This window comes from Williamsia sp. Y712, from assembly GCF_059445525.1.
On record NZ_JCAIUN010000001.1, the window covers coordinates 1,130,808 to 1,146,601 of the forward strand.

The 15,794-nt window shown below is 64.8% G+C and carries 14 protein-coding genes; 11 read left to right on the top strand and 3 right to left on the bottom strand.

From position 1 onward, the window contains the following. The first annotated feature begins 45 nt into the window (after positions 1 to 45). Together AC1D75_RS05470 and AC1D75_RS05475 are read left to right on the top strand one after the other, a co-directional pair. Entirely contained in the window at positions 46 to 1,239 is a 1,194-nt protein-coding gene (locus AC1D75_RS05470) for a glycoside hydrolase family 3 N-terminal domain-containing protein (protein ID WP_495514273.1), read from the top strand. Between the two features lie 80 nt (positions 1,240 to 1,319). Next, positions 1,320 to 1,916: a TetR/AcrR family transcriptional regulator gene (locus AC1D75_RS05475; RefSeq protein ID WP_482136122.1), complete on the top strand. Its 597-nt coding sequence runs from the start codon at positions 1,320 to 1,322 to the stop codon at positions 1,914 to 1,916. Between the two features lie 80 nt (positions 1,917 to 1,996). On the opposite strand, the gene AC1D75_RS05480 is transcribed toward AC1D75_RS05475, so the two are convergent. Both AC1D75_RS05480 and AC1D75_RS05485 read right to left on the bottom strand, forming a co-directional pair. Further along, positions 1,997 to 2,872, bottom strand: a complete 876-nt coding sequence (locus tag AC1D75_RS05480; protein ID WP_495514274.1) for a MaoC/PaaZ C-terminal domain-containing protein — start codon at positions 2,870 to 2,872, stop codon at positions 1,997 to 1,999. Position 2,873: 1 nt separating this feature from the next. Next, positions 2,874 to 4,244 carry a 3-oxoacyl-ACP reductase gene (locus AC1D75_RS05485; protein ID WP_495514275.1) on the bottom strand — a complete coding sequence of 457 codons (1,371 nt, stop codon included), beginning with the start codon at positions 4,242 to 4,244 and terminating at the stop codon, positions 2,874 to 2,876. A gap of 139 nt (positions 4,245 to 4,383) precedes the next feature. Here AC1D75_RS05485 and AC1D75_RS05490 point away from each other — a divergent pair, with 139 nt between their 5' ends. Beyond that, positions 4,384 to 5,745 (top strand): acetyl-CoA C-acetyltransferase, encoded by a 1,362-nt coding sequence (locus AC1D75_RS05490; RefSeq protein WP_495514276.1) that lies wholly within the window; start codon positions 4,384 to 4,386, stop codon positions 5,743 to 5,745. Between the two features lie 165 nt (positions 5,746 to 5,910). Here AC1D75_RS05490 and AC1D75_RS05495 read toward each other — a convergent pair whose 3' ends face one another. Further along, positions 5,911 to 6,714 carry an S-methyl-5'-thioadenosine phosphorylase gene (locus AC1D75_RS05495; RefSeq protein WP_495514277.1) on the bottom strand — a complete coding sequence of 268 codons (804 nt, stop codon included), beginning with the start codon at positions 6,712 to 6,714 and terminating at the stop codon, positions 5,911 to 5,913. Between the two features lie 68 nt (positions 6,715 to 6,782). Between AC1D75_RS05495 and AC1D75_RS05500 the strand changes: the two genes are divergently transcribed. The 8 genes from AC1D75_RS05500 to AC1D75_RS05535 all read left to right on the top strand — a co-directional run bounded on the left by AC1D75_RS05500 (position 6,783) and on the right by AC1D75_RS05535 (position 15,765). Continuing rightward, positions 6,783 to 7,661, top strand: a complete 879-nt coding sequence (locus tag AC1D75_RS05500; RefSeq protein WP_495514278.1) for a siderophore-interacting protein — start codon at positions 6,783 to 6,785, stop codon at positions 7,659 to 7,661. A 183-nt stretch (positions 7,662 to 7,844) separates the two neighbouring features. After that, a complete protein-coding gene (locus tag AC1D75_RS05505) occupies positions 7,845 to 9,623 on the top strand; it encodes an ABC transporter ATP-binding protein (protein ID WP_495514279.1) in 1,779 nt (592 codons plus the stop codon). Then, a complete protein-coding gene (locus tag AC1D75_RS05510; protein WP_495514280.1) occupies positions 9,620 to 11,413 on the top strand; it encodes an ABC transporter ATP-binding protein in 1,794 nt (597 codons plus the stop codon). Before AC1D75_RS05505 ends, AC1D75_RS05510 begins: the two co-directional genes overlap by 4 nt. Before the next feature lie 249 nt (positions 11,414 to 11,662). After that, on the top strand, positions 11,663 to 12,964 hold the full coding sequence (locus AC1D75_RS05515; protein WP_495514281.1) for a lysine N(6)-hydroxylase/L-ornithine N(5)-oxygenase family protein: 1,302 nt from the start codon (positions 11,663 to 11,665) through the stop codon (positions 12,962 to 12,964). Continuing rightward, the gene (locus AC1D75_RS05520) at positions 12,945 to 13,199 is read left to right on the top strand and encodes an MbtH family protein (RefSeq protein WP_495514282.1); all 255 of its coding nucleotides are present in this window, start codon (positions 12,945 to 12,947) and stop codon (positions 13,197 to 13,199) included. Before AC1D75_RS05515 ends, AC1D75_RS05520 begins: the two co-directional genes overlap by 20 nt. Next, complete coding sequence (gene panD / locus AC1D75_RS05525; RefSeq protein WP_495514283.1) at positions 13,199 to 13,606, top strand: aspartate 1-decarboxylase; 408 nt, start codon at positions 13,199 to 13,201, stop codon at positions 13,604 to 13,606. The genes AC1D75_RS05520 and panD overlap by 1 nt, the downstream gene beginning before the upstream one ends. A 70-nt stretch (positions 13,607 to 13,676) precedes the next feature. Further along, positions 13,677 to 14,621, top strand: coding sequence for a methionyl-tRNA formyltransferase (locus AC1D75_RS05530; RefSeq protein ID WP_495514284.1), 945 nt, complete (start codon positions 13,677 to 13,679; stop codon positions 14,619 to 14,621). Positions 14,622 to 14,754: 133 nt separating this feature from the next. Further along, entirely contained in the window at positions 14,755 to 15,765 is a 1,011-nt protein-coding gene (locus AC1D75_RS05535; protein ID WP_495514285.1) for an ABC transporter substrate-binding protein, read from the top strand. Positions 15,766 to 15,794: the final 29 nt, after the last annotated feature.

Below are 15,794 nucleotides of genomic sequence, written 5' to 3' on the forward strand. Positions count from 1 at the left end.
GAATGTAACGGACATCACACAGCAATACCGTGCAAGACTCGGTTTATGTATGTCGAACACCGCCCCCGCCGTGCCCTGGCCGCCCTGACGATCACCGTCGGGCTGATGGTGGCCGCCTGTAGCGGGTCGGACGACAAACCCGAGGAGCTCCTGAGCTCGGATTCCGGGACGTCGCCGACGAGTGCGGTCGCGCCCCCGGCGACGTCGGGAACGCCGATGGTGACCCCGGACGCCTGCGGGGCATCCGAGCTCGAGTCCATGCCGCTGCGTCGCAAGCTGGCCCAGTTGCTGATGGTCGGTGTCACCGGCACCGACGATGCGGTGAACGTGGTCACCACCGAACAGATCGGCGGGGTATTCATCGGTAGTTGGACCGACTTGTCGATTCTTCCCGGCGGCGTCAGCGCGATGCAACAGGCCGCGGACTTCCCGGTGATGGTCTCGGTGGATCAGGAGGGTGGCCGGGTCTCACGGCTGTCGTCGCTCGGCATCGATTTCCCCTCGGCCCGCGAGATGGCACAGACGATGACCCCGGCGCAGGTTCAGGAGCTGGCGACATCTCAGGGGCAGGCGATGAGTGAACTGGGCATCACGGTCGACTACGCCCCGGTGGTCGACGTCAGTGCGCAGTCTGCCAACGAGGTGATCGGCGACCGCTCGTTCAGCGATGACCCGGAGACGGTGACCATCTACGCCGAGGCGTTCGCGCAGGGACTGAAGGACGCGGGCATCATGCCGGTGTTCAAACACTTCCCCGGCCACGGCAGCGGTTCGGGCGACTCGCACACCGGCACCGTGGCCACACCGCCGATCGCGGAGCTCCAGACCACCGATCTGGTGCCCTACCGCACCCTGGTCACGGATCCGGGGGCCGGTGTGATGATGGGACACCTCATCGTCCCTGGGCTGACCGGACCGGACACCCCGGCCAGCATCAGCCCGGCCGCGATCTCGCTGCTGCGTGACGGCACCGGTTATGGCGCACCACCTTTCGAGGGGCCGATCTTCACCGACGATCTGTCGGGGATGGCGGCGATCTCGGCGAAGTACGGCATCGAGAAGGCGGCCACGTTGGCGTTGTCGGCAGGCGCGGACATCGCCCTGTGGCTCTCGACGAACGACGTCCCGGCAGTCCTGGACACGTTGACCGCGGCGGTCGACAGTGGTGAGCTCTCGGCCGATCAGGTGGACAACTCGGTGGTCCGGGTGTTGCGCGCCAAGGGTGTCCTCGACTGTTGAGACCGGGCGTGCGCTGACCGCGAATGAACTTACCGGCTGGTAAGGTGGTCGGGATCAGAAGGTCTAAGAAAGTTGGTGTCGTGGCCGGAGGAACCAAACGCTTGCCGCGCGCCGTCCGCGAGCAGCAGATGCTCGACGCCGCGGTGCACGTCTTCGCCGCAAACGGTTTCCGAGAGACGTCGATGGATGCGATTGCCGCCGAGGCGGACATCAGCAAACCGATGCTCTATCTCTATTACGGCTCCAAAGATGAACTCTTCGGCGCCTGCATCAATCGTGAGGGTGCCCGGTTCATCGAGGCGATGACCGCCGGCTTCGATCCGAATCTCAAGCAGCACGATCAGGCCCGCACGGTCATCTACGACTTTCTGCACTATGTCCACAACAACCGGGAGTCGTGGCGGGTGCTCTATCGCCTGGCCACCGGACAGGCCAAGTTCGCCGGTCTTGTCGCCGCGAGCCGGGCTCGGCTGATCGAGATGGTCGCCGACCTTCTCCGCCGCGGCACCACCGTCCCGCATCCCAGTGACACCGATTTCGAACTCATGGCCGTGGCGCTCGTCGGCGCCGGTGAGGCCGTTGCCGACCGGATCTCCGAAGGCGACATCGACCTAGACTCAGCCGCCGACCTGATGGTCTCGATGGGCTGGCGCGGCCTCGCCGGAGACCGCCCCTAACCCCCCCGCGAGCCCAAAGTGGTGGGTTTTGGTGAGTCTCACCTGGGGAAATGCTCACCAAAACCCACCAATTTCGGTACCTAGCGGAGGGTGGCGGTGAGGTGTGGGTAGCCCTTTTTCGGGTTCAGGACCGAAATGTCGAAGCCGCTCTCTGACCGTTTGGTGTAGACGTTCACCTTCGCAGGCAGGATCAGGGGCTTGCCGAACTTCACGTTGTAGGTGACCCGGTCGGCGAGTTGGCCCTCGGTGTTCGCCACCACCCGCGCCGCCGTCCACATCCCGTGGGCGATGGCCCGCGGGAATCCGAAGGCCTTGGCGCTCAGGTTGCCGGTGTGGATCGGGTTCCGGTCGCCACTGGCCGCGGCGTATTTCCGGATCAGGCCCAGGTTGGCCACCAGGGTGGCGTCCGGCGGCGGTGGCCGGTGCTCGGCCGGTGCCGGTGGACGCGGACCATCGGACAGGCTGGTGTGCTGCTGGCTCAGGAACGTCGCGGTCTGTCGGGTGACCAGTTCATTGCCCACCGAGAACTCGGAGATGACGTCGACGAGCATGCCCTTGCGATGCTCCCGCAGGTTCTCCGCGTGGGTCTCGATGGTCAGTGGCTCACGGACGTTGATCGGGCGGAACCGCTCGATGTTGTTCTCCATGTGCACCGAACCGATTGCGGTCAACGGAAAGTCCTTGGCCACAAGGAGTTTCATCACGAGCGGGAACTGCAATACGAACGGAAAGGTCAGCGGCAGGGTGTCGCCGTATTGCTGACCGGTGCACGCGCAGTAGTCGCGCAGCTGGTCGAGGTCGACCTTCACGTCCGGTAACCGCAGCGTGGTGTCGGGCAGAACGGCATCAGCGGACACCCGGCCGGACTTGCCGACCACCGGGAGCATGGCGGTCACGGCCCGGCGATAGATATCGCCGGTGGATGGGAACTCATGCAGGGTAACGGTATTCGGCATCTCAGGCTCCCAGCATGCTCTGACCGCAGACGCGAACCACGTTGCCGGTGACAGCGCTCGACGCCGGGTTGGCGAAGTAGGCCACCGTCTCGGCGACGTCGACGGTCTGCCCGCCCTGCTGCAGCGAGCTGATCCGGCGTCCCACCTCGCGGGTGGCCAGTGGGATCGCGGCGGTCATCGCGGTCTCGATGAATCCGGGGGCCACGGCGTTGATCGTGATCTTCTTCTCGGCCAGGATCGGTGCGTAGGTGTCCACCAGGCCGATGACACCGGCCTTGGAGGTGCCGTAGTTGGTCTGGCCGCGGTTGCCCGCGATACCGGCGATCGACGACACGTCGATGACCGAGCCGCCTTCGCGCAACGCGCCGGCTTCCAGGAGATCGTCGACAAGCTTTTGTGGCGCAATGAGATTGACACCGATGACCGAGCTCCAGCGTGCGTCGTCCATGTTGGCGAGCAACTTGTCGCGGGTGATGCCTGCGTTGTTGACGATGATGTCGAGGCCGCCGTGGCGCGCCAGCACATGCTCGGCGATCCGCTTGCCCGCATCGTCGGCGGTGACGTCGAGCGGCAGCGATGTGCCGCCGACCTTGTTCGCGGTTTGCGAGAGGGCATCACCAGCGGCCGGGATGTCGGCGGCGATGACGTGGGCGCCGTCGCGGGCGAGGACCTCGGCGATCGTGGCGCCGATGCCACGGGCGGCTCCGGTCACCAGCGCGACCTTGCCCTGCAACGGCTTGTCCCAGCTGGCCGGGGCGACGGCGTCCTTCTCATCGACCCGGATGACCTGGGCGTCGACGAACGCGGACTTGGCGGAGAGCAGGAAGCGCAGTGTCGACTCGAGCCCGGACAGTCCGGTCTTGGCATCGGGCGAGACATAGACGAGCTGGGCGGTCGAGCCCTTGCGCAGCTCTTTGCCAAGCGAACGGGTGAAGCCTTCCAGGGCTCGCTGGGCGATGTGCTCGTCGGGTGTCTTCGCCAGTTCGGGGGTGGTGCCGATGACCACGAACCGGGCGCAGCTTCCGCTGGCGCGCATCGCCGGACCGAAGAACTCGAAGAGCAGCGACAGCTCGGACGACTTGGTGATCCCGGTGGCGTCGAGGACCACGGCGCCGAGCTTGTCGGCTCCCCGGCCTGCGGTGTTGTTCGTGATCAGCTCGTAGCCGCTGTCCGGGTCGCCGAGGATCTCGCGCAGCGGCTCGATCAGCCGGCCGTTTCCGCCGAGTAGGACCGGACCGGTGAGTGCCGGTTCGCCTGCACGGTATCGACGCAGGTGGGGTGGTTGTGGCAAGCCGATCTTTCCGGCGAGGAATGACCCCGGGCCGGAGTTCACAAACGTCGAATACAGGTCGGTGGTTCCGTTGGAAGGCACGTGCACTCCTTGGTGTCAGACGGCATCGGTGTTGTTTGCGCCACCCGATCGGGGGTAACCCCCGGGGCGGAGTCGACAACGAACTTACTCGGGAGTAAGAATACGCCATAAGAGCCATCCACAACTTGGGAGATCCGCAGTGGCAACGAACAACGGTGCAACGAACAACGGGGCGAGCAACGGCTCCGCAGATACCAGTGGTGCCGGCGCCACATCACGGAAGGCCCGCAGCGTGCGGCCGGTGGCGATCGTCGGCGGCAATCGGATCCCGTTTGCCCGTCAGGACGGCGCCTACGCCAAGGCGAGCAACCAGGACATGTTCACCGCAACGCTGAACGGGCTGGTCAGCCGCTTCAACCTGCAGGGTCAGCGTCTCGGCATGGTTGCAGGCGGAGCCGTGCTCAAACACTCCCGCGACTTCAACCTGATCCGGGAATCCGTCCTGGGATCGGCGCTGTCGCCGTACACGCCGGCGTTCGACCTCCAGCAGGCCTGCGGTACCGGACTACAGGCGATCTCGGCGGTGGCCGACGGCATCGCCACCGGCAAGTTCGACGCCGGTATCGGTGGCGGTGTCGACACCACATCGGATGCCCCGATCGGGGTCTCCGAGAGCATGCGACAGGCGATGCTGGCCGTGAACCGGGCCCGCAGCACGGGCGCACGGCTCAAGGCGATCGCCAAGCTCCCGACCTCACTCGGTATCGAGATCCCGCGCAACGGGGAACCCCGCACCGGGATGTCGATGGGCGACCACGCCGCGATCACGGCCAAAGAATTCGGCATCAAGCGCGAAGACCAGGACGAACTCGCCGCGGCCAGCCATCAGAAGATGGCCGCCGCCTACGACCGCGGGTTCTTCGACGACCTGATCACGCCGTTCCAGGGCCTGACCCGCGATCAGAACCTGCGTCCGGGCAGCACCGTGGAGAAGCTGGCCACCCTCAAGCCCGTGTTCGGGGTCTCGCTCGGTGACGCGACCATGACGGCGGGCAACTCCACCCCATTGACCGACGGCGCCTCGGTGGTGCTGCTGAGCACCGACGAGTGGGCCGCACAGCAGAAGCTGCCGGTACTGGCACACCTGGTCGACGTCGAGACGGCTGCGGTCGACTACGTCAACGGCCCCGACGGCCTGCTGATGGCCCCGACCTACGCCATCCCGCGTCTGCTCGAGCGCAACGGCCTGACCCTGCAGGACTTCGATTTCTACGAGATCCACGAGGCATTCGCCTCGGTGGTGCTGTGCACGCTGGCCGCCTTCGAGTCCGACGAGTACTGCAAGGAGCGCCTTGGTCTGGACGGCGCGCTGGGCAGCATCGACCGGTCGAAGCTGAACGTCAACGGCTCGTCGCTGGCCGCGGGTCACCCGTTCGCCGCCACCGGCGGCCGGATCGTGGCCCAGGCTGCCAAGCAGATCAGCGAGAACGGTGGCGGTCGCGCCCTCATCTCGATCTGCGCCGCCGGCGGACAGGGCGTCACGGCCATCATCGAGGCCTGAAATCCCGTAGTCAGACGCCCGCGAGCGGGTCTTTGAGAATTGCTCGACGACTGTGTAACGCCTCACAGAACCCCGGCGATGAACCTGATGACTCCGGTTGAGCTACATGACCCCCGACCCTGTAGCTCAACCGGCGTCGCTTTATCCCGAGCGTTCAGCGCGGGGTCAGGAGATCGGGTTCATCACGGACGCGATCTCGTGTTCGCCTTGCGCACAACGGCATTCCGGTTGGCGGGCGGCCTCACCGATCGCTGCGGTCAGCACGTCCCGCATCAGGCTCAGCCCCTCCTGGAAGACGGCGAACACCTGTGAGGCCATCACTCCTTCGCCGGCCACCACGCCCGCGTCGGTGTCGGTGACCAAGGCGACCGCGGCGTAACACATCTGTAGTTCACGGGCCAGCACCGCTTCGGGCTGACCGGTCATGTTGATCAGGGTGAATCCCTGGCCCGCGTACGCCCGGCTCTCGGCCCGCGTCGAGAAGCGCGGCCCCTGGACCACGACCATCGTTCCGTCGACAACGGCTTCGGGTGCGGCGGTGGCCACTGCCTGGCGCAACGCCGGGCAGTAGGGGTCGGCGAATGCGACGTGGACGGCAGGTCCGTCGAAGAAGGTCTGCGCCCGGCCGGAGGTGCGGTCCACGAGTTGGTCGGGGATCACCATGGTCCCGGGTTCCAGCTCGGGGTCCAGCCCACCGACCGCGCAGGGCGCGAAGATCCGGCGTACACCCACCGACCGCAGAGCCCACGCGTTGGCCCGGTACGGAACGGTGTGCGGTGCGTATTCGTGGGACAGGCCGTGCCTGGGTAGAAATGCCACCGGCACGCCGTCCACATCACCGATGGTGACCGCGGCGCTCGGATCGCCGTACGGGGTGTCGACAATGACTTGCCGAGCACCGGGTTCGAAGAACGAATAGAAGCCGGATCCGCCGATGATCCCGATCCGTGGCTGAGTGTCTGCGTCCATGAATCCAAGCCTGCCTGAAGTTGTTTGGGTCTGTCGCATCCATCACTGCTTAGGCTAGCCTTCGTTTCATGGGTTATTCACGCGCAATGGTGGTCGAGACCACGATCCTGAATCCTCGACTGCTCAGGATTCGGTTCGATGTTCCGAACCTGGCGGGCATTGAACTACCCAGGCTCGCCGACGAGGTCGTCGGCATCTATTTCCCGGTCGACGGCCAGGATTCACCTCCCGACATGGAGTGCCGGGACGGTGTCTGGGGCTACTACGACGTCGATCCGATGCCCGAGGGACGCAACTACACGGTCCGCGGCATCGAACCCGGTACCAACGTGATGACCGTCGATTTCGTGGTTCACGACCACGGTGTCGCCACGACGTGGGCGCAGCGTGCGCAGGTCGGTGACCAGGTGGCGATGGCACATGGCCGCGGGTGGTACTGCCCCGAACCGACCACCGAATGGCAACTGTTGGTTGCCGACCTGGCCGGGTTGCCCGCGCTGGCACGCATCATCGAAGAGTTGCCCGGCGGCGCGCGAGCCACGGCAATCGTGGAAGTGGTCGACGAGAGCGATCTCGACTACCTGCCGTCGCGCGACGGCGTCGAGCTCATCACGCTGATCGGCAGCGGCAATGGCAACGGTGACAGCCGCCTGGACGTGGCCGTCGAAAAGTTCGAGCATCCCGAAGGCCGTGGTTACTGCTGGTTCGCCGCAGAGGCAAAGGCGTCGAGGGCGGTACGCAAATATCTGCGTCGCCGGTTCGGCTGGAAGACCGAGCAGTGCGACATCATCGGTTACTGGCGTTTTGACGGTGAGAAATGGGCGCGCAAGTTCTCCGAACAGGGTGCGCAGGCGCTCGAGGTGTACACGCAGGCGCTCGCCGAAGGGAAGAGCCCGAAGGTGGCCAACGAGATATACGACGATGCGCTCGAGCGGGTCGGGCTGTAACAGCGCACGTTCTCCCTGCGCCCCGGCACGATTGTGCGCCGCGGGGTGGTACTAGGGTGTCGCCTCGAGTGCAGATCGGCATCTCACGGGCGCGGACGACTCACCAGCGCTGCTGTCCGATCTGCGAAACGACTGATCTGCGCGACGACCGATCTGCGCGACGACAATGGCCGGAGGCTTCGGGTGGATTCTGACAGGTATGACCCCGGTACCAGGTTGCCGGTGTTCCTCGTACCACCCGCGGAACCTGTTCGGGGCAAAGAGATTCGGGTCGACGCGGACACGACGCCGCGACAGTTTGCCCTCCGCACGATTTTCGGTGCGGGTAGGTACACGATCCCGGCCGCGATCCTGATGGTCGGTCATTTTGTCGGTGAGGCGCTCGTGCCGGTGATCATGGGTATCGCCATCGACCGGGCGGTGTCCACCGGCGACGTCGGATCGTTGGTGATCTGGCTGATCGCGTTGGCCGCCGACTTCGTCCTGTTGTCCTATACCTGGCGGTTCGGTGAACGACTCGCCGTTTATGGGCAGACGATGGTCGAGCACCAATTCCGGATGCGCGTGACCGATCGCATCCTGAATCCGAAGGGGATGGCGGGCCCGGCCCGCCTGCCGGGTGTGTCACTCAACATCGCGACCTCCGACGTGAACCGGTTGTCGATGGCGGTCTTCATCGCGGTGTTCCCGATCGGCGAGATGGCCGCGGTGCTGGTGGCAGGCGGTGTACTCCTGTTCATCTCGTGGCCGCTCGGCCTGGCGATCCTCGTCGGAACCCCGGTGCTGCTGTGGATTCTCGATCTCACCGGAGGCCCGCTGCGCGCGCGGACCGAGCAGGAACAGGAGGTGGCAGGCGAAGCGGCCGGGACCGCCACCGATCTGGTGGCAGGCCTGCGCATCGTGAAGGGTCTCGGCGCCGAGGCCGAGGCCGGACGCCGCTACCGGGCAGCCAGCTCGCGTGCCCGCGACGCCGCCATCCGTGCCGGACGCACACAGGGTGCATATACCGGTGTGATGCAGATGGTTTCGGCCTTGTTCGTGGTGGGTGTGTGCATCGCGGCGGGGCTGATGGCACTCGACGGGAAGATGAGTCTGGGTGAACTCATCACCGTGGTCGGCCTCACCCAGTTCATGATGGGGCCGCTGAACAACTTGGGCACCAACTTCGGCCGGGTCTGGAACAGCGCGGTTCCCTGCGCAAAGCGGGTGTTGTCGGTGTTGCAGGCGGAACCGGCCACCAGAACCGGCGACGTCCGCGATGCTGCCGGGGCGCTGTCGTTCCACCACGTCACGATCGGTCCGGTCGAGGATCTCGACCTGACGCTGCCCACCGACGGTGTGGTCGTTGTCGTCTGTCCTCCCGAGGTCACCGAGGCCATCGGTGCGGTGCTGTCCAGGAAAGCCCATCCCGACTCCGGGCAGGTTGCGGTCGGCGACATCGATCTGTTCGATCTGCACGGCGACGTGAGCGGCGAGCTGATCCGGACCGTGCCGCACACCCCGGACCTGTTCGAGGGCACGGTGCTGGAGAACATCGGCGCCGGGGTGCCGGACGGGCCCGACCGCGATTCGCGGATCACAAGGGCGATCTTCGCGGCGGCCTGCGACGATGTCGCGGACGTGCTGCCGAACGGTTTGGACACCCCGGTCGGTGAGGCGGGCCGGATGTTGTCGGGTGGTCAGCGCCAGCGGGTGAGCCTGGCACGGGCCCTGGCCGCGGACTCGGCGATCCTGGTGCTCAACGATCCGACCACCGCGGTCGATTCGGTCACCGAAGCGACTGTTGTCTCCCGCCTGCATCAGGCGCGAGCCGGTCGGACGACCGTGGTGTTCACCAATTCGCCTGCATTGCTCGAGGTTTCCGATCAGGTGATCATCATCGAAGACGGGCGATTGCGCTATCAGGGTGTCTTGGCCGACGCCGAGTCGATGCTCGCCGGAGCGCTCGGAGGGGGCCGGTGAGTACTCCGATGTCGAACCCGAAACTCCTGGTCACCGACTTCTCGATGACGATGCGGTATCTGCGGGCGCAGTTGCGCCGGCATACCGCGCAACTGCTGCTGCTTGCGGTGGTCATGACCCTGGCCGCCGGCCTGGGTCTGGTCACCCCGCGCTCGCTTGGCACGATCATCGACATCGTGAACGGCGACAGCGGCAATGGTGACGCTGCCGAGATCTGGCGGCTGGCCGCCATCATGGCGGCCTCCGCGGTCGGTGCCGCGATCTTCGCGGCAATCGGAGTCCTGTTGTCGGCCAAGATCTTCGAATCGATCCTCGCCGATCTGCGCGAGGAGATGATCGCGGCGTCACTGACGTTGAAGCTCTCGCGGATCGAGGGTGCAGGCAGTGGTGACCTCGTGTCGCGGGCAACGGCGGACGTCAGTACCGTCAGTGAGGCGATCAGCAAAGCCGTGCCCGCGGTCCTGACCGCGGTCTTCACCATCGGCGTCACATTTGTCGGATTGGCCGCCCTCGACTGGCGATTCCTGATCGTGATCCTGTTGGTGATCCCGGTGTACGTCAACGGGATCCGGATGTATCTGCGGCACGCCCCTGTGCTGTATGCGGCGCAGCGCGAGGCCACCGCGGACCGGGCGCATCACGTGCTCGGTGCGATCCATGGGCTCGAGTCCGTGCACGCATTCCGGTTGTCGGCTCTGCTGAATCGGCGGATAGATCGGCACTCATGGGAAGTGGTCCGCTGGTCGATTCGGGCGAGTGTGCTCTTCAGTCGTCTGGGTGTCCGGGTGAACACGGGCGAATTCGTCGGCATGACAACCATTTTGATCGTGGGATTCTTCTTGGTCGACGGGAACTCCCTGACCATCGGTGCCGTCACCGCGGCGATGTTGTTCTTCCTGCTGCTCTTCGATCCGATCGGAATGCTGCTGTTCGTTGTCGATGACCTGCAGTCCGGTGCGGCAGCGCTCGGCCGGATCGTCGGGGTGATCGAAGAGTCGAAATCGGTGGACGACCCCATCGCGCCTGGCTCGCCGAAACCATCGGCACCGCTGCTGGAGCTGGAGGGCATCAGCCACGGGTATTCGGCCCAACACGAGGTGCTGCACGACATCTCGCTGACCCTGGTCGACGGTGAGCATGTCGCGGTGGTGGGACCCTCAGGTGCCGGAAAGACCACATTGGCGACGATCGTGGCCGGTGTCCATCGGCCGACGGCAGGCCGGGTCCTGCTCGAGGGTGTGGACATCGCGTCGATGGAACCGTCGGAGCTGTCCCGTTCGGTTGCCCTTGTCACCCAGGAGGTCCACGTCTTCGCCGGCACCTTGGCTGCCGACCTGCGGATGGCCGCGCCCGATGCCACCGACGAGGAGCTGTCCGCCGCACTCGAACTCGTCGGTGCGGGCGGGTGGGTGCGCAACCTGTCCGATGGCATTCGGACGGAGGTGGGCTCGGAGGGACATCAGCTCACTCCGATGCAGTCGCAACAACTCGCGCTCGCGCGACTCGTACTGCTCGACCCCAAGGTTGCGATCCTCGACGAGGCGACCGCCGACGCGGGCAGTGTGGGCGCGGGGGTACTCGAGGAGTCGGCGCAGGCCGCCCTGAAGGGGCGGACCGCGCTGATCGTCGCGCACCGTCTGAGCCAGGCGGCCCGTGCCGACCGCATCGTGTTCATGGAGCGCGGCCGGATCGTGGAGGTGGGCACGCACGCAGATCTGGTGACGCGAGGAGGGCGCTACTGCGAGCTCTGGAATGCCTGGTCGCGGGGACGTGGGGTGTCGAACAACTAGGAATTCCGAGTGCGGATCAAGCCAGTTGACCAAAAAGCCTATATGAACTCAATTACCATTGGTAGAAATATCAGGCTAGGCTAACTTTGTAGATCTATTGGCCGATACGGCCCATGTAGATCGATCAGCAGACGCCACAGGTAGGAGAGTGCTCATGGTCCACGACGTGCGCAGCACACGCACCGGTACCCGACGGGATCTCGCGAGGGGGGAACAGATGCCGGCCGCGCGGGGATGGGTGGCCGGTTCATGACCACCGACTTCGACGTCGTTGGCGTGGGTTTCGGTCCTTCGAATCTCGCCCTTGCGATCGCGCTCGAGGAGCACAACCGAAATCTGGATCCCGCCGACCGGATCACCTCGTGCTTCATCGAGAAGCAGAGCCGATTCGGGTGGCACCGGGGAATGTTGTTGCCGGGGACCACGATGCAGATCTCGTTCCTCAAGGACCTCGTCACCCAGCGCGATGCCACGAGTCGCTACTCCTTCCTCAACTATCTGTCCGAGCGCAGCCGGTTGACGCATTTCATCAACCAGCAGAGCTTCTTTCCCACTCGGATCGAGTTCCACGACTACCTCGAATGGGCGGCGGGGCAGGTCGATGTCCCGGTTCTGTACGGGGCCGAGGTGACGGGCGTGCGCCAGATATCGAACACGTTCGAAGTGTGCATGAGTGACCGCGCGCCGGTCACCGCACGCAACGTCGTGATCGCGGGCGGCCTGCGGGCCAAGCTCCCGGATGGCATCGCCTCGAGCGCCCGGGTCTTCCACAATCATCGGCTGCTGGACCATCTGCGCGTGCTGCCGACGTCAACGCACCACCGGTTCGTGGTGGTCGGTGCTGGGCAGAGCGCCGCGGAAGTTGCTGCTTACCTGCATGATTCATATCAGGAGGCGGAAGTTCACGCCGTTTTCGGGAAGTACGGGTACACGCCGGCCGACGACAGCCCCTATGCGAATCGCATCTTCGATCCGGAGGCGGTGGTCGAGTTCCACAGTGCCTCGGCCGAACTCCGTCAGCAGCTGCTCGACTATCACCGCGCCACCAACTACTCCGCGGTGGATCTGCCGCTGATCGAGGAGCTCTATCGGCGGGAGTATTCCGAGCGGGTCTCCGATAGTCGGCGCTTGTTCGTCCACGGGGCATCCGAGATTGCCGACGTGGCGGACTACGGGGACGGTGTCACCGTGCGGATCGGGCACCGGACGACCCGGGACCACACCGAAATCGATTGTGATGCGATAATATTCGCAACCGGATTTCAGCCGGTGGCCCTTGTGGACCTACTCGGACCGCTGGCGGGTGAATGCCATATCGACGATCAGGGCAGGCCGCTCATCGATCGCGAATACCGCATCGTGACCAATGATGGGGTCGAAGGTGACATCTACCTTCAGGGCAATACCGAACACACGCACGGACTGACATCGACCCTGCTCTCGAATCTTGCTGTGCGATCAGGCGAATTGGTGAACTCACTGGCCGGTAGAGCGCGTGTCGGTGACCTGGAAACGGAAGGGGTGCCCACTCTTGTCGACAAATCCTTTTGATGACGAAGACGGAAAGTTCTATGTCCTGGTGAACCACGAGGAGCAGTACTCGTTGTGGCCGACTTTCGCGACGGTTCCGACAGGCTGGGCAATCGTGCACGGGAGTGATGGGATGACGTCGAGGCAGTCGTGTCTCGACCACGTCGAACAGCAATGGACCGATATGCGACCGAAGAGTCTTCGGGACGCCATGGACCTCGCGCCCGCGCAGGTCGCATCGAGTCAGGAGATCTGATGTTGCGCACTCTGGTGAACGGAAAAATCCACCGCGCCACCGTCACCCAGGCAGATCTGCACTACGTCGGATCCGTCACCATCGACGAGACCCTGTTGAAGGCGGCCGATCTCGTCGAGGGCGAGATGGTCAGCATCGTGGACATCACCAACGGATCGCGGTTGGAGACGTATGTCATCACCGGCGCTGCCGACAGCGGGGTCGTCTGTATCAATGGTGCGGCGGCCCACCTGGTGGACCCGGGTGATCTGGTGATCATCATGTCCTACGTGCAACTCGACGAGGCCGAGGTCCTGCTACACGAGACCAAGGTCGTCCACGTCGATGGGAACAACTCGATTGTGGCGCTGGGAAATGATGTGGCACAGCCGGTTCCGGGGGCAGTTGATCAGCGCTCGTCACGGTGACACAGTGGTACCCGCAGTGATACCCGTCCGACGGCGAAGCGGCCGGGGCGAACTCTATGGAAGGTGAACGATGCGTGTCGTGATGTTCGGATATCAGACGTGGGGGCACAAGACCCTCGAGGCGCTGATCGGATCCGATCACGAGGTTGCCCTGGTGGTGACCCACCCGGTGAGTGAGCAGCGGTACGAGTCGATCTGGGCCGATTCCGTGGAGGACCTGGCCCGGTCGAACGGGGTCGATGTGGAGCTCGCCACCCGACCGACGGCGGAGCTGATCGAGCGCGTGAAGCTCGCGGAGCCCGACATCATCGTGGCCAACAACTGGCGAACCTGGTTGCCCAGGGAGCTTTTCGACCTCCCGCCGCACGGAACCCTGAATCTCCACGATTCGTTGCTGCCGCGATTCACCGGCTTTTCCCCGGTGATCTGGGCGATGATCAGTGGGGCATCCGAAACCGGGCTGACGGCACACCGGATGGACGACGATCTCGACACCGGCGATGTCCTGGTGCAGAGGTCGGTTCCGATCGGACCCACCGACACCGCGACCGAACTCGTCGGTGCCACGATCGATCTGATCCCCGAGGTGCTGCTCGAGGCGCTCTCGCAGATCGAGTCCGGGACGGCGACATGGAGCCCACAGAACCTGGACGACCGGACGTTCTTCCACAAGCGCTCCGAGCGTGACAGCCTGATCGATTGGTCCTGGCCCGCAGAGGATCTCGATCGGCTCGTCCGGGCGTTGTCCGACCCCTACCCGAACGCGTACACGTTTGCGCGTGGTCAGCGCATCCGGATCACCAAGGCACGGGTGTCGCGGGGCATCTACGGGGGTACACCCGGCCGGATCTTCATCAAGGAGGGTGACGGCATGGTGATCGTGGCCGGCCCGAACGCGCATCGGGGCCAGAACCATGGCCTGGTGCTCGAACGGGTCCGCACCGATGACGACGTCGAACACAACGCACTGGACTTCTTCCCGCACGGTGGCGGGTACCTGTCGGACGACGCATAGATCAACCGGCGGCGTCCCCGCGTCAATCATTTGAACCTATACAGAGAGTGCCTAAAAAGGTACTATCGCAAGGATCATCTGGATGGCGCAGGGCACGACTGGCTCTGCCTGCAAGTAAAGGAAGTCGCACAAAGTGAAATCCAATAGTCGAGCCACGGGAATGGCGGGGCGGGTGGCGATCCTGGCCATCGCTCTCCTGCTCCCGGCCGCATGCTCGAGCGACTCCGATGCCAGTTCGTCGGACGAATCGGCCGTGACGGTCACCGGTGCATACGGCGAGACCGTCGTCGAAGAGACGCCGCAGCGCGTGGTCGCGATGTCGGCCACCGATGCCGATTTCCTGCTCTCCGTCGGCGTGACGCCGATCGCGATCCCGAGCATGCCGCAAACCGATGCGGCGACCAACGGAACGAGCATCTACCCCTGGGCAGAGGGTAAGTACCCGGCCAATACACCGAAGATCGCTGCGCCTGCCACCGATTTCAGCATCGAGGCCGTTGCGGCGCTCGATCCCGATCTCATCGTGGCGACCGGGTTCTGGGGCCTCGACGAGACGTCCTTCGCTGCACTGTCCGAGATCGCTCCGGTGCTGCACTTCGACACCGAGGCCAACGCTGATCCGTGGCAGGACAACGTGCGCAAGGTCGGCCAGGTCGTCGATCGCGTCGACGGGGCCGAGGCGAGCATCAAGTCCGCTGAAGCGGCCGTCGCGACCGCCAAGTCCGACAACCCGGCGTTGGCGGGCAAGACCTACAACGCGATCATCTCGCCGTCCGAAGATGGTGTGTACGTGTTGTGTTCGACAGAAGACAACATGGCACGCGCGATGGCCGACCTCGGGCTCGTGCTCAGCGACTACGCGCAGACCGTCGAATGTGACGGCGGAAAGGGTGAGGTCTCCTGGGAGAACCTGCCCAATCTCGACGCGGATCTGCTGTGGGTGATCCCCGATACCCCCGATCAGGTCCAGGTCCTCGAGTCGCAGCCGCTGTGGCCGACTCTGACCGCAGTGTCCAAGGGTGCGGTGGCCGTGGTGCCGAAGACCGAGGGCGTGCCGTTCGCCCTGGCGTTCCCGTCGCCGCTCAGCCTCGAGTGGGGCGTGAACCAGCTGGCACCGCAATTGGCAGCTGCTGCAAGCAAATAGGCGATTCGCGTCAGTCTGAATCCATATGA